The 14,184-nt window shown below is 59.9% G+C and carries 15 protein-coding genes; 5 read left to right on the forward strand and 10 right to left on the reverse strand.

Annotation, left to right across the window (positions count from 1 at the left end; all coding sequences use genetic code 11):
- Window positions 1-30: 30 nt before the first annotated feature.
- From hflX to IAI51_RS07520, 7 genes are all read right to left on the reverse strand, one after another.
- The gene (gene hflX, locus IAI51_RS07490) at window positions 31-1,332 is read right to left on the reverse strand and encodes a ribosome rescue GTPase HflX (protein WP_095187332.1); all 1,302 of its coding nucleotides are present in this window, start codon (window positions 1,330-1,332) and stop codon (window positions 31-33) included.
- Window positions 1,333-1,344: 12 nt separating this feature from the next.
- Window positions 1,345-1,611, reverse strand: a complete 267-nt coding sequence (hfq, locus tag IAI51_RS07495) for an RNA chaperone Hfq (RefSeq protein ID WP_095109354.1) — start codon at window positions 1,609-1,611, stop codon at window positions 1,345-1,347.
- A gap of 95 nt (window positions 1,612-1,706) precedes the next feature.
- Window positions 1,707-2,678, reverse strand: coding sequence for a tRNA (adenosine(37)-N6)-dimethylallyltransferase MiaA (gene miaA / locus IAI51_RS07500; RefSeq protein ID WP_187677880.1), 972 nt, complete (start codon window positions 2,676-2,678; stop codon window positions 1,707-1,709).
- Window positions 2,678-4,579, reverse strand: coding sequence for a DNA mismatch repair endonuclease MutL (mutL, locus tag IAI51_RS07505; protein WP_187677953.1), 1,902 nt, complete (start codon window positions 4,577-4,579; stop codon window positions 2,678-2,680). Before mutL ends, miaA begins: the two co-directional genes overlap by 1 nt.
- Window positions 4,580-4,584: 5 nt before the next feature.
- Window positions 4,585-5,958, reverse strand: coding sequence for an N-acetylmuramoyl-L-alanine amidase (locus IAI51_RS07510; RefSeq protein WP_401271274.1), 1,374 nt, complete (start codon window positions 5,956-5,958; stop codon window positions 4,585-4,587).
- A 57-nt stretch (window positions 5,959-6,015) separates the two neighbouring features.
- Entirely contained in the window at window positions 6,016-6,486 is a 471-nt protein-coding gene (gene tsaE, locus IAI51_RS07515) for a tRNA (adenosine(37)-N6)-threonylcarbamoyltransferase complex ATPase subunit type 1 TsaE (protein WP_016985707.1), read from the reverse strand.
- Window positions 6,474-7,973 (reverse strand): NAD(P)H-hydrate dehydratase, encoded by a 1,500-nt coding sequence (locus tag IAI51_RS07520; RefSeq protein ID WP_187677882.1) that lies wholly within the window; start codon window positions 7,971-7,973, stop codon window positions 6,474-6,476. Before IAI51_RS07520 ends, tsaE begins: the two co-directional genes overlap by 13 nt.
- Window positions 7,974-8,036: 63 nt before the next feature.
- Between IAI51_RS07520 and queG the strand changes: the two genes are divergently transcribed.
- Window positions 8,037-9,116 (forward strand): tRNA epoxyqueuosine(34) reductase QueG, encoded by a 1,080-nt coding sequence (queG, locus tag IAI51_RS07525; RefSeq protein ID WP_187677883.1) that lies wholly within the window; start codon window positions 8,037-8,039, stop codon window positions 9,114-9,116.
- On the opposite strand, the gene IAI51_RS07530 is transcribed toward queG, so the two are convergent.
- Both IAI51_RS07530 and orn read right to left on the reverse strand, forming a co-directional pair.
- Window positions 9,098-9,709, reverse strand: a complete 612-nt coding sequence (locus IAI51_RS07530; protein WP_095120635.1) for a trimeric intracellular cation channel family protein — start codon at window positions 9,707-9,709, stop codon at window positions 9,098-9,100. The genes queG and IAI51_RS07530 overlap by 19 nt on opposite strands.
- Window positions 9,710-9,805: 96 nt before the next feature.
- The gene (gene orn / locus IAI51_RS07535) at window positions 9,806-10,348 is read right to left on the reverse strand and encodes an oligoribonuclease (RefSeq protein WP_187677884.1); all 543 of its coding nucleotides are present in this window, start codon (window positions 10,346-10,348) and stop codon (window positions 9,806-9,808) included.
- A gap of 107 nt (window positions 10,349-10,455) precedes the next feature.
- Between orn and rsgA the strand changes: the two genes are divergently transcribed.
- The 4 genes from rsgA (at window position 10,456) to IAI51_RS07555 (ending at window position 13,554) form a co-directional block, all read left to right on the forward strand.
- On the forward strand, window positions 10,456-11,487 hold the full coding sequence (gene rsgA, locus IAI51_RS07540) for a small ribosomal subunit biogenesis GTPase RsgA (protein ID WP_187677885.1): 1,032 nt from the start codon (window positions 10,456-10,458) through the stop codon (window positions 11,485-11,487).
- Between the two features lie 212 nt (window positions 11,488-11,699).
- Complete coding sequence (locus IAI51_RS07545; protein ID WP_187677886.1) at window positions 11,700-12,107, forward strand: TIR domain-containing protein; 408 nt, start codon at window positions 11,700-11,702, stop codon at window positions 12,105-12,107.
- Window positions 12,108-12,109: 2 nt separating this feature from the next.
- The gene (locus IAI51_RS07550) at window positions 12,110-13,069 is read left to right on the forward strand and encodes a caspase domain-containing protein (protein WP_187677887.1); all 960 of its coding nucleotides are present in this window, start codon (window positions 12,110-12,112) and stop codon (window positions 13,067-13,069) included.
- The gene (locus IAI51_RS07555) at window positions 13,069-13,554 is read left to right on the forward strand and encodes a toll/interleukin-1 receptor domain-containing protein (RefSeq protein WP_187677888.1); all 486 of its coding nucleotides are present in this window, start codon (window positions 13,069-13,071) and stop codon (window positions 13,552-13,554) included. Before IAI51_RS07550 ends, IAI51_RS07555 begins: the two co-directional genes overlap by 1 nt.
- Before the next feature lie 41 nt (window positions 13,555-13,595).
- Here the strand turns inward: IAI51_RS07555 and IAI51_RS07560 are convergent, their stop codons facing one another.
- Window positions 13,596-13,871 (reverse strand): hypothetical protein, encoded by a 276-nt coding sequence (locus IAI51_RS07560; protein WP_187677889.1) that lies wholly within the window; start codon window positions 13,869-13,871, stop codon window positions 13,596-13,598.
- Window positions 13,872-14,184 lie beyond the last annotated feature (313 nt).

Genomic DNA, 14,184 nt, shown 5'->3' on the forward strand with positions numbered 1-14,184 from the left:
CCGTTGCGGCACAACCGCTTTGTCAGGCTTTTATTGCAAAGTGTGTTGCTCGATGAATTCCATCGGCTGCAATCCTTCGCGGCTTACCAGTCGATTCAACTCGACCCGGGGCAAACGAACGGCCAGCAAGCTGATGCCTTCTTCGTCGTGTTCTTCTTTCTGCACCGCACCGAGTTCGAAGAACTGCGCACGCAGTCGAGCGAATCGTTGCGGCAAACGCAATGTGCCCACAAACAAATCGCTGCCCAGCAACTCGGCAATGGCTTGCTCAAGCAATTCCAGACCACTGCCATCACGCGCGGACAGCCAGACCCGTTGCGGCTTGCCATCGGCATCGCGCTGGATTTGTGGCTCAACGCCTTCAAGCAAATCGAGTTTGTTGTATACCTCGAGGATCGGCAAGTCCTGGGCTCCAATCTCACCCAGCACCACCATCACCTGCTCGATCTGCAACATGCGATCCGGCTCGGCCGCATCGATCACGTGCAACAGCAGATCGGAGTTGCTCGACTCTTCGAGCGTAGACCGAAATGCTTCGACCAGCTTGTGGGGCAAGTGACGGATGAACCCCACGGTGTCGGCCAAAACAATCGGCCCGAGGTCGTCCAGTTCGAGACGGCGCAGGGTCGGGTCCAGCGTGGCGAACAACTGATCCGCCGCGTACACGTCGGATTTCGTCACGTTATTGAAGAGTGTGGATTTACCGGCGTTGGTATACCCCACCAGAGACACGGTAGGAATATCCGCACGCGAGCGGCCGCGTCGCGACTGTTCGCGCTGGCTGCGCACTTTTTCCAGCCGGCCCTTGATCTGGCGCAGGCGAACCCGCAACAGACGACGGTCGGTTTCCAGTTGTGTTTCACCCGGACCACGCATGCCGATGCCACCACCTTGACGCTCAAGGTGAGTCCAGCCACGAACCAGCCGGGTGCTCATGTGGTCAAGCTGGGCCAGTTCGACCTGGAGCTTGCCTTCATGGGTGCGGGCGCGCTGGGCGAAAATATCGAGAATCAGACCGGTGCGGTCGATCACGCGACACTCGAAAACACGTTCGAGGTTACGTTCCTGACTGGGCGTGAGGATGTGATTGAAGATAACCAGATCGGCCTTTTCGGCATGAACCAGGTCGCGTAGTTCCTCGACCTTGCCACTGCCAATCAGGAATTTGGCGGTTGGCCGATGACGCGGCACGTTAAAAAACGCAACGGTCTCGGCGCCCGCCGAATTAGCCAGCTCCTGAAACTCCTGCGGATCTTCGCGCGCCTCAGGGTCCTGTCCATCCAAGTGAACGAGGATGACCCGTTCACCACCACCGTGGCGCTCAAAGAACAAAGGAGACTCCTATCAGGCGTTACCCGGAGCTGGATCTGCGTCGCCCTGTTCATTTTCGGTTGCGCTAGGCAGACGAATTGGACGAACTGGCACGACGGTAGAGATAGCGTGTTTATAAACCATCTGGCTGACGGTGTTTTTCAGCAGGATCACGAACTGGTCGAAGGACTCGATCGTGCCTTGCAGTTTGATACCGTTGACCAGGTAGATTGAAACCCCAACTTTCTCTTTACGTAAAGTATTCAAGTAAGGGTCTTGTAGCGAATGCCCTTTTGACATGTGCCGCACTCCTTTAAGGATTCAATAATAAAAAATAGGTAATTCAGATGGCTTTGGCCGCCACACCCCCAAGGATAGACGGCAATTGCAAGGACTCAGCTCAATATGGAGATGGTCCCAAGGTATTTCAAGGCGCGTGGCAGATTGTCGCAATCAAGACTGTCCAGCCAGTGTAAATCTTCCCAGCTGCGCAGCCAGGTGAACTGGCGTTTGGCCAATTGGCGCGTGGCGATGATTCCGCGCTCCTGCATTTCGGCCAAGCTCAGTTTGCCATCCAGGTAATCCCAGACTTGGCGGTAACCTACTGCACGTATAGACGGCAACCCGGCATGCAGGTCACTTCTTTTACGCAGGGCTACGACCTCGTCGATGAATCCCTGTTCCAACATATTTGTGAATCTTTGTTTAATACGCTCGTGCAGTACCTGACGATTCGCCGGGGCAATGGCCAAGTTCGCGACAGTATAGGGCAATTGTTGCAGTCCCGAAGCGGCTGCTTCAGTACTTTGCGCAGATTGTTGCTGGCGCAGGGCAGTCATGCTCTGACCGCTGACCCGATAAACCTCCAGCGCCCGACTCAGACGCTGTGGATCGTTCGGATGTATCCGCGCCGCTGACTCCGGGTCGATGGCTGCCAATTGCTCGTGCAAGGCTTGCCAGCCAAGGCGTGCAGCCTCTTCTTCGATCTGCGCGCGCACCCCGGGGTCGGCTGCCGGCATGTCTGCCAGGCCGTCGACCAAAGCCTTGTAATAGAGCATCGTGCCGCCGACCAGCAGCGGAATTTTTCCGCGCGAAGTGATTTCGGCCATTGCTTGCAGGGCATCACGCCGAAAATCAGCAGCCGAATACGCTTCAGCCGGATCAAGAATGTCGATCAAACGGTGCGGATGCTCAGCCAACAGTTCTTTTGAAGGCTTGGCGGTGCCGATGTCCATGCCGCGATAAACCAGCGCAGAATCGACGCTGATCAACTCGCACGGCAATACCTTGGACAGCTCGATGGCCAGGTCGGTCTTGCCCGCAGCGGTCGGGCCCATCAGAAAAATCGCTGGAGGAAGCTGGCTCATCAACGACCGCGCAAGAACAGTTTGTCCAGATCGTCCAGGCCCAGTTGGGTCCAGGTCGGTCGGCCATGATTGCATTGACCGCTGCGCTCGGTGTTTTCCATGTCACGCAGCAGGCCGTTCATTTCCGGCAGGGCCAGGCGCCGGTTGGCGCGGATCGCGCCGTGGCAGGCCATGGTGCCCAGCAGTTCGTTGAGGTGCGCCTGAATCCGGTCGCTAGTGCCGTATTCCATCAAATCCGACAGCACATCACCCACCAGACGATTAGCCTCAGCCTGCTTGAGCAAAGCCGGAATCTGTCGAATAGCCAATGTTTCCGGGCCAAGGCGTTGCAACTCGAAGCCAAGACGCTGAAACCACGCCGCATGCTCTTCGGCGCAATCGGCCTCGCGCTGACTCACCGCCAGAGACTCAGGCACCAGCAACGGCTGGCCGCTAAGACCTTCGCTGGCCATGGCAATCTTCAGGCGTTCGTACATGATCCGCTCGTGGGCGGCGTGCATGTCCACCAAAACCAGCCCTTGGGCATTCTCGGACAGAATGTAGATGCCCTTGAGCTGCGCCAGCGCGTACCCGAGGGGTGGAATATCTTCCTGACCGGCCGGCAGCGCATTGGCGTTGGCTTCAGGCAACGGCGCGAAAAACTCGCGATACGCAGCCTGAGCCTCAGCGGCAGGCGGCATCGCCGATTGCGGACGCGGCGTGTATTGATACTGATAAGCGCCACCAGCGCTGGCGCCCGCCGACGTATTGAACGCCGGTTGCGCCTGCGGTTGCTCAAGCAACGCATTGGCCGCCAGACGCATTTCACCCTGCGGGCCGAACTCACCGGCATCAAGGCCGGTTGGCCGGACGACGGCGGTGGTGACTGAACCGGCAAGCTGATCTTCCGGACGCACATCGCCCAGCGCGCGGTGCAGCGTGCCGTAAAGGAAGTCATGCACCATGCGCCCATCGCGAAAGCGCACTTCGTGCTTGGTCGGGTGCACGTTGACGTCCACCGCCGCCGGGTCGACCTCGAAAAACAGCGCAAACGTCGGGTGCCGACCGTTGAACAAGACGTCGCGGTAGGCCTGACGCACCGCGTGGGCCACGAGCTTGTCGCGCACCGCCCGGCCATTGACAAAGAAGTACTGCAAGTCCGCCTGGCTGCGGTTGAAGGTCGGCAAACCGACCCAGCCCCACAGGTGCAAGCCGTTACGCTCGATCTCGATAGGCAAGGCTTGCTCCAGGAAACCCGAACCACAGATCGCCGCCACACGCCGCGCACGCGCCGCGTCATCGTGGGCTTCGTGCAGGCTGAGAATGGTCTTGCCGTTGTGGCGCAGATGAAACGCCACGTCGAAACGCGCCAGTGCAAGACGCTTGATCACTTCTTGCAGGTGATCGAATTCGGTTTTTTCGGTCTTGAGGAATTTGCGCCGCGCCGGGGTGTTGAAGAACAGGTCGCGGACTTCAACCGAGGTGCCGACCGGGTGCGCGGCCGGTTGCACGCGAGGCGCCATGTCGCGACCTTCGGTTTCGACCTGCCAGGCCTGATCGGCGTCACGGGTGCGCGAGGTCAGGGTCAGGCGCGCGACGGAACTGATCGACGCCAGTGCCTCACCGCGAAAGCCCAGGCTCATCACCTGTTCGAGGTCTTCCAGATTACGAATCTTGCTGGTGGCGTGACGGGCCAGCGCCAGCGGCAAGTCGTCGGCGGAGATGCCGCTGCCGTCGTCGCGGACTCGCAGCAGCTTGACGCCGCCCTGCTCGACATCGACATCGATGCGCTTGGCGCCGGAGTCGAGGCTGTTTTCCAGCAGCTCCTTGATCACCGACGCCGGGCGCTCGACCACCTCACCGGCGGCGATCTGGTTCGCCAGCCGGGGGCTGAGCAGTTCGATGCGGGCTGCGTTCAGCACTTCGTTCATTCTTTGGACGCCAATTCGGTGCCAGGAATGGTCAGGTGTTGGCCGACTTTCAGCTCATCGCTTTTCAGGTTGTTCGCGCTGCGCAATGTGGCCGGCGATACCTGATAGCGCACGCCGATCATTGCCAGCGTTTCACCCGGGCCGACACGGTGGTCACGCGGGCCCTGGGCGATCTTGCCGGAATCACGCAGCCAGGCAATGTAGGTGCCCGGTGGCGGATTCTGCTGGAAGAACTGGCGCACGCCGCTGCTGATCGAACGTGCCAGCGCTTGCTGGTGGCTCGACGCCGAGAGTTTGTTCGCTTCGTTGGCATTGGAGATGAAGCCGGTTTCAACCAGGATCGACGGGATATCCGGCGACTTCAGTACCATGAACCCGGCCTGCTCCACGCGCTGTTTGTGCAGCGGTGTGACGCGGCCGATGTTGGTCAGAACTTTCTGACCGACGTTGAGGCTGGAGGTCAGCGAAGCCGTCATCGACAGGTCGAGCAACACGCCGGCGAGCATACGGTCCTTGTCGTCGAGGCTGACATTGCCGGCACCGCCGATCAGGTCGGAACGGTTTTCGCTGTCGGCCAGCCAACGGGCGGTCTCCGACGTCGCGCCGCGATCAGACAGGGCGAACACCGATGCACCGAAAGCTGCCGCAGACGGCGCAGCGTCGGCGTGGATCGACACGAACAGGTCGGCGCCCTTTTTGCGGGCAATTTCGGTACGCCCGCGCAACGGAATGAAGTAGTCGCCGGTGCGGGTCAATTCGGCGCGGAAGCCTTTCATGCCGTTGACTTGACGTTGCAGTTCGCGAGCGATCTGCAGCACCACGTCTTTTTCACGCTGACCACGCGAACCGGACGCACCCGGGTCTTCGCCACCGTGGCCGGCGTCAATCACCACAATAATGTCGCGCTTGCCGGCCGGGGCCGGCGGCAGCTTGATTGTCGGCTCGGTCGGGGTGACCGGCACGGCCGGTACAGTCGCAACCCGCGGCGTTGGCGCAGGCGGCGGCGCCGCGTCGGCCGCGTTATCGAACAGATCGACCACCAGGCGATTGCCGTACTGCGCGTTAGGCGCCAGCGAGAAGCTTTTCGGGGTGACGGCTTTTTTCAGATCGATGACCACCCGCAGGTCGGTCGGCGTGCGCTGGGCCGAGCGCATCGCGGTGATCGGCGTGTTCGCGGTCTGCACATTCAGCGGCGCGCCAAGGGTGGCGCCGTTGATGTCGATCACCAGCCGATCCGGTGAGGTCAGGGTGAAAACACTGTGCTGCACCGGGCCGCTCAGGTCGAAGACCAGTCGCGTGTTGTCCGGCGCCCGCCACAGGCGCACGCTGTTGACCTTTGAGTCGGCCACAGCGTTGACGGTTACTGCCATCAATATCAGTCCAGCGGCAGCCACCAACGCGCGAAAGCGCATACCTAACCCCATCATCTAATTGGATTCCAACGCCAAAGCGGCACACCAGGCCTCGCCACGCGAGCCCTGGGATAAAATTTTCAGCGAACGCCCGCTGTCTTGCGGGCTAATGGTAATGGTCAGGTCCGGCTTTGGCAAAAAGCCTGCACCTTTATCGGGCCATTCGATCAGGCACAGTGCGTCGTCTTCGAAATAGTCGCGGATGCCGAGAAACTCCAGCTCTTCCGGATCGACCAGGCGATACAGGTCAAAGTGGAAGGCGCGGATATCGCCAATCTCGTAGGGTTCGACCAAGGTGAAGGTCGGACTTTTCACCGCCCCGACGTGCCCCAACCCACGAATGATCCCTCGGGACAGCGTGGTTTTGCCCATCCCCAGGTTGCCCTCGAGGAAAATAAGGCCGTGGCCCTGGGTCACCCGGGCGATCCGTGCGCCAAAGTCGCTCATGGCCTGTTCATCGGCCAGGTACAGGGTTACTTCAGACACGGTGCATACTCCTCCAACAACTGACGAATGACTGGAATCAAATCACTGGCCGCCAGCCCACGGCCGAATTTCCCTTGTTGCATCCCGGCATTGGCGTGCAGCCAGACCGCCAGACAGGCGGCATCGAAACCGTCCATGCCTTGCGCCAACAGTGCGCCGGTCAAGCCTGCCAGTACATCGCCGAGCCCAGCGGTGGCCATGGCCGGATGGCCCTGGTGACACAACGCCAGACGCCCATCGGGATGCGCGATCAAAGTGCCGGCGCCTTTCAGCACCACCACTGCTGTATGTTTTTTGCTCAAAGCCAAAGCGGCCGCCGGGCGATCCACCTGTACTTCAGCAGTACTGATCCCCAGCAAACGCGCGGCTTCGCCCGGATGCGGAGTGATCACGCAATCCTTGGGCAGGCTGATGAATCCGCTGGCCAGCAGATTCAATGCATCGGCGTCCCACACTTGTGGCAACGGCGCGTTGACGGCGGCAGACAACAGCACCCGCCCCCAACTCGCCTGTCCAAGCCCCGGCCCGACGACCAGCACTGACACTTTTTCCAGCAGACTCATCAATTGATTGGCCGATGAAACCCCTAGCGCCATCACTTCCGGAACCCGCGTCAGCGCCGCCGACACGTGCTCCGGTCGCGTTGCCAGCGAAACCATGCCCGCCCCGCTGCGCAGTGCGCTTTCGGTGCTGAGCAGAATCGCCCCGCCGAAACCGTGATCGCCACCGATCAACAACAAATGCCCGAATCGCCCTTTGTGCGCGGCCTGCGCACGTGCGGCCAGACGCGGCAGATTAGCCGCATTGAGGCGTCGAGCGCTGACAGGAATGTCACGATAGATTTCGGTCGTGGCCTGCAAATCATTAAATGCCAGATAGCCGATGTGATCCGCAGCATCGCCGGTGAACAGACCGATTTTCAGCCCAATGAAGGTGACGGTGAGGTCGGCGCGAACCGCGGCACCGAGCACATGCCCGGTATCAGCGGACAGTCCGGAAGGAATATCCACCGCCGTTACCGGCAAACCGCTGGCATTGATCGCCCTGACGGCACTGGCATATGGCTCGCGCACCTCACCGGTGAGGCCGGTGCCAAGCAAGGCATCGACGATGATGCCGCGTAATGGGCTCAGGGGGTTCCAGCCCTGTATTGCCACGCCTTCGGTCACCGCCTCGGCATGGGCCAATGCTGCGTCGCCCTGCAAGCGCAGCGGATCACCGACAGCCAACACCTGAACCTGCCAGCCTGCGCGCTGAGCGAGAACCGCTATCAGATAACCGTCACCGGCATTGTTGCCATGGCCGGCGAGCACCGTCAGTTCGGTCGCAGATGGCCATTGTCGGACCAGCGCCCGCCAGGTCGCATGTGCGGCGCGCTGCATCAATTCGAAGCCCGGCGTGCCGGCAGCAATCAGCCGTGCGTCGAGTTCGCGCACCTGAGCGGCGCAGTACAGCGCGTCGGGTAATTCATCTTTCGTGTGCGGCATGCGTCTTCGGGCTCCGATGTCTGGCAGAATTATACGCACCTCAGCTCCGGTTTCTCTCGCCTCATGTCCGCCATCACTACAGACCTGCCCGCCCTCGCCCAATCGATCAAGGATTGGGGCCGCGAGCTGGGCTTTCAGCAAGTCGGCATCAGTGGCCTGGATCTGGCCGAGCATGAGCAGCACTTGGCGCGCTGGCTCGAAGCTGGCTACCACGGCGAAATGGACTACATGGGCGCCCACGGCAGCAAACGTTCGCATCCGGAAGAGCTGGTGCCCGGTACTTTGCGCGTGGTTTCCCTGCGCATGGACTACCTGCCGGGCGACACCGAGATGGCCAAACGGCTGGCCCAACCGGAAAAAGCGTACGTGTCGCGTTATGCCTTGGGCCGCGATTACCACAAATTGATCCGTAAACGCGTTCAACAATTAGCGGACAAGATTCAAGCCGAGATTGGCCCGTTTGGCTTCCGCGCCTTCGTCGACAGCGCTCCGGTGCTGGAAAAAGCCATCGCCGAGCAGGCCGGGCTGGGCTGGATCGGCAAAAACACCCTGGTGTTGAACCGCAAAGCCGGCAGTTACTTCTTTCTGAGCGAACTGTTCGTCGACCTGCCGCTGCCGGTGGATGAACCGCACAGTACCGAACATTGCGGTCGCTGTACGGCGTGCCTGGATATCTGCCCGACCAAAGCCTTCGTCGGCCCGTATGTGCTCGACGCCCGGCGTTGCATTTCCTATCTGACCATCGAGCTCAAAAACGCCATCCCTGAAGACCTGCGTCCGCTGATCGGCAATCGCGTATTCGGCTGTGATGACTGCCAGATAGTCTGCCCGTGGAACCGTTTCGCGCGGCCGTCCGGGGAAAGCGATTTCAAGCCACGGCACAACCTCGACAATGCCGAACTGGCAGAGCTGTTCATGTGGGATGAAGACAAGTTTCTCAGCAGCACTGAAGGCTCGCCGTTGCGGCGGGCCGGTTACGAGCGCTGGCTGCGCAACCTGGCGGTGGGGCTGGGGAATGCGCCGTCGAGCATTCCGGTGCTGGAGGCACTGAAGGCGCGCCGTGACTATCCGTCAGAGCTGGTGCAAGAGCATGTCGAGTGGGCGCTGAAACAACATGCCGAGCGTCAAGGCGCGTCGTTATAAACGAACTTGGGCATTTCCCAGTGGAACCGGATCGCCAGCAGGCGCAATAGAAAGCCGCCGAACAGTGTGATCAAGATCGCCTGTTCACTCGGCACGTTCAGATAAAGGCACAGCATGTAGCACCACGCCGCCGCGAAAGACACGCTGGCGTAGAGTTCACGGCGAAAGATCAGCGGGATGTCGTTGCAGAAGATATCGCGCAGGATGCCGCCGAACACGCCGGTGATCACGCCGCTGACCGAAGCCACCAGCATGCCGTGGCCCATTTCCAGAGCGGTCATGCAGCCGATCAGGGTAAAGGCAACCAGGCCGACGGCATCGAGCACCAGAAACAGCGAACGCAGATGGCGCATCCAGCGGGCGGTAAACACGGTGAACATCGCTGCGACTGAAGTCAGCACCAGATATTCCGGGTGTTTGACCCAGGTCAGCGGGTAATGCCCGAGCAGCACGTCACGCACCGAGCCGCCGCCAAGTGCCGTGACGCAGGCAATCAGCACCACACCGAACCAGTCCATGCCGCGCCGACCTGCGGACAGGGCGCCAGTCATGGCTTCAGCGGTAATGGCGATCAGATAGAGCATCAGCAGCATGGTGGCGATCCTGGCAGGAAGGCGCGCAGTCTAGCCATTTCGGTACGGCACCAAAAGAGGGCGAGAAAACGCGCTACAAAAACCCGCCAAGCGAAATCAGAACTTGATGAAGTGCTTACGGTAGTGCTGCAGTTCGGCAATCGATTCGCGAATGTCGTCCAGTGCCAGATGCGTGCTGCCCTTCTTGAAGCTGTCGCGTACGTCCGGTGCCCAGCGTGCGGCCAGCTCTTTAAGCGTCGACACATCGAGGTTGCGGTAGTGGAAGTAGCTTTCCAGCGCCTTCATATGGGTATAGAGGAAGCGGCGATCCTGGCAGATGCTGTTGCCACAGATCGGCGACTTGCCCTTCGGCACCCACTTTTCCAGAAACGCGATGGTTTCGGCTTCGGCTTCGGCCATTGTGATGCGGCTGTCGCGCACGCGTTGGGTCAGGCCGGAGTTGCCGTGGGTGCGAGTGTTCCACTCATCCATGCGCGCAAGCACTTCGTCGCTGTGATGAATGGCGATCACCGGGCCTTCGGCCAGGGTATTGAGATCACTGTCGGTGACAATGGTGGCCATTTCGATGATGACGTCGTTATCCGGATCAAGACCGGTCATTTCCAGGTCGATCCAGATCAAGTTCTGCGGGTTTTGCATATTTCGGCTCCTAGGCAATGCTGCGCAGTTTAGCCTAGGCCGGTGGCCGGGCGTGCTAAACTCGCGGCCGTTTTACCTAATCGCTGCATTCTTCAGACGGAACACCCATGGCCAAACGCCAACTCAATCGTCGTCAAAACTGGCGCATCGAAAAGATTCAAGGCGAGCGCGCCGCACGCGCCGCCAAACGCGAGTCCTCTGCTGTCGAAGCATTGGAGGGCGGCGACCTTGGCCCTGAGCAACACGGCCTGGTGATTGCCCACTTCGGTGTGCAGGTCGAGGTCGAGGCCAAGGACGGCGAACTCGCCGGCCAAGTGTTCCGTTGCCACTTGCGCGCCAACCTGCCAGCGCTGGTGACCGGCGACCAGGTGGTCTGGCGTGCCGGCAACCAGGGTATCGGTGTGATCGTCGCGCAATTGCCGCGCACCACCGAACTGTGCCGCCCGGACAGCCGTGGTCAGCTCAAGCCAGTGGCCGCCAACGTCGACATGATCGTCATCGTCTTCGCCCCGCTGCCAGAGCCGCACGCCAACCTGATCGACCGCTACCTCGTAGCCGCCGAACACGCTGGCATCCGTCCGCTGTTGCTGCTGAACAAATTCGATCTGATCGACGAGCAGAACGCCCCGGCACTCAACGCCCTGCTGGCCGTTTACCGCACGCTGGGTTATCCGGTGCTGGAAGTCTCGGCGCACCACGGCAATGGCATGGAACAGCTGCAACAGCAGCTCGACGGACGCATCAGCGTGTTCGTTGGCCAGTCCGGTGTCGGCAAGTCGTCGCTGGTCAACAGCTTGTTGCCTGAGGTGGAAACCCGCGTCGGGCCGTTGTCCGAACTGTCCGGTCAGGGCACGCACACGACGACCACCGCACGGCTGTTCCACTTCCCGGGCGGCGGCGAACTGATCGACTCCCCTGGCATCCGCGAATTCGGCCTCGGCCACGTCAGCCGCGCCGACGTAGAAGCCGGTTTCATCGAGTTCAACGACCTGCTCGGCACCTGCCGCTTCCGCGACTGCAAGCATGATCGCGAACCGGGTTGCGCACTGCTCAAGGCCCTTGAAGATGGCCGCGTGCAGCAGCAACGGATGAACAGCTACCGCTCGATCATCGCCAGTCTGCCTGAAAACGGCTATTAAACAGGCGCACCGGCAGCCCTGAAACACAGGGCTGCCGGCTGTAGGATCACGCCCGACAAATCCCCCAAACGCTTAAACGTCAGACCTTTCTGTAGGGCTTTAGCACGCCTGCTTGCAGGACATTTCTCTTTTGCCGCCCGCACCTTGTAGGCCTCACGCAGATGCCTACATTCAGTTCCTCCTTCGCACTGTTGCGACCTCCGAGGAACCCCATGCAAACCTATCATTTGTTCATCAGCCAGTCGTGGAACTACTCAGGCTCCCACGACAATCTGATTCGCCTGCTAGGCGACCACCCCACCTTCACGTTCAAGAATTTTTCGGTACCACCGCAAAATCCGATTGTCGGTGCCCACACCGATAAAGAGCTCGAAGAAGCCATCGAAAACAAGATTCGTCCCTGCTCCGCCGTACTGGTGATGGCCGGCATGTACTCGGCCTACAGCAAATGGATTCAAAAGGAGATTGATATCGCCAAACGGCTGGGCAAGGTCATCATCGCGATCCGCCCCCACGGCGCCGAACGCACCGCCGTGGTGGTCAGCGATGCAGCTCACGCCGAATGCGCGTGGAACACCAATAGCATCGTCAGCGCCATTCGCTTGCATACGGCGGTGTAACCATGCGCAAAGGATTGTTTATCGGCATCAACCATTACGCCCATGTCGCTCCTTTGAGCGGCTGCAACAATGATGCAATGGCCATGGCGTCGGTTCTGGAGCGCCACGCCAGCGGGCGCCCGAACTTCAGCAGCAAAGTGCTGACTTCATCTGAGGAGAACCTGACGCTCAACACCATGAAGCAACAGATTCAGAGCCTGTTTTCCGGCGACTGCGATGTAGCGCTGCTGTACTTCGCCGGCCACGGGCAGTTCGACACCAGCATCGACGAAGGGCTGCTGATTCCGCAGGACTTCAAACACGGCGGGGAAGGCATTCGCATCAGCGACATTCTGCTGTGGGCTGATCAGGCGTCGCAGATCAAAAACAAAATCATCATTCTCGATTGCTGCCAGGCCGGCGCAGCAGGTGCCATGCGCAATCTGCGTGGCGGCAGCAGCGTGATCGGCGAAGGCATGACCATTCTCACTGCCTGCAAAAAAGAACAGTCAGCCCTCGAAAGTCGCGGCCACGGCGTATTCACCGACCTGCTGTTACAGGCCCTGCACGGTGGCGCCGCCAACGTGCTCGGCAAGGTCACACCGGGTAGCGTTTACTCGTTTGTCGACAACGCGCTGGGGGCCTGGGAACAGCGCCCGGTGTTCAAGACCAACGTGTCGCAGTTCGTGCCACTGCGCGAAGTGGCACCGCTGATCGCCGAGGAAACCCTGCGCAAACTCAAGGACTGGTTCCCCGAGCCGAGTTTCGTCTTCAGGCTCGACCCAAGCTACGAACCCACCGAACCCTCGTTCGATGCCGATCACGGCGACATCTTCAAACAACTGCAAACGTGCAACCGCCACAGCCTGATCGAACCGGTGGACGCCGAACACATGTATTACGCGGCCATCAATTCCACCGGCTGCCGCCTCACCGCCCTCGGAGCCTACTACCGCGAACTCGCCCTCAAAGGACACTTCTGATGCCAGTCTTCATCAGCTACCGCCACATGGATCGCGCCCACGCCATCGCCATCAACAGCCGCCTGATCCAGGCCAACATCAAAACCTACCTCGACGTGCTGGACCCGGAGTCCCAGACCACCGACGACATCACCGGGGTCATCACCCGCAACATCACTGAATGCACGCACCTGCTGGCAGTGGTTTCAGAGAGGACAGCCTTGTCGTGGTGGGTGCCGTTTGAAATCGGTGAGGCGACGATCAGTAACCGGCGGATCTGTTCGTTCAAGACCGGGCCGGCAGAGTTGCCGTTGTATCTGGATAAGTGGCCGAAGCTGAGCACGGACAGTGATCTGAATTTCTTCATCGACGCGTATCGTGAGGAAGTGTCGAGCAAGCGCTCGATGACGCTGGACTCGAGCAATGAATCCTTTAGCGGCACCTATAAACGCAACGCCGAGATTTTCCACGAACAACTGAAAAACCGGATTCGGCGCGGGTTCTGACAGACGTAAAAAAGCCGCGACACAATCGCGGCTTTTTACTTTCAAAGTCCGGGCGCGACTCTATCCAGCTTCCAGCCCAACGCATCCAGCGCATCACAGCCATCCTGAAGCAGGATATGCGCGGCGCTGGCGAAATGTTCAAGATCATGACCTTCGGCATCTTTGACGCAAAGGCAACTCACGCTGTTGAGCATATTGCGCAGGATGTTCAAGCGATGCTTTGCGGTTTCGAGAAGCGCCGAGGCCTTGGCTTCGGTGTCGATGTAGAGCGTGGGGGTGGTGCTTATGTTGCCTTGCAGCGGACGGAAATCAGCCATGGTCAAACTCCAATGGTTTATGGACATTCCATCTTGTTTCGACCGGCTAAGATCGGTCATCGAATCTTCGGTGACGGGCGAACTATAAGTGAGCCCTTGGGTGAAATGAAACCCGTTTTATACGTCTCGGAGCCGTCCTACATGAGTCCGAGAAGTTGCCTTACTGGTTACTTGAGAGTTTGTGCTTCATAGGTCGCATGGGGGACTGGAAGTCTTCTAGCGCTCCACGACAGCTTCTGGCCAATCTGTGCGAAAAGCGTATTGGCAACGTTATGGGTGGACGTCTAAGTTCGCAGCCTTGAGGTATTTGCCC

This window comes from Pseudomonas sp. N40(2020) (assembly GCF_014472415.1).
Taxonomy (GTDB): domain Bacteria; phylum Pseudomonadota; class Gammaproteobacteria; order Pseudomonadales; family Pseudomonadaceae; genus Aquipseudomonas.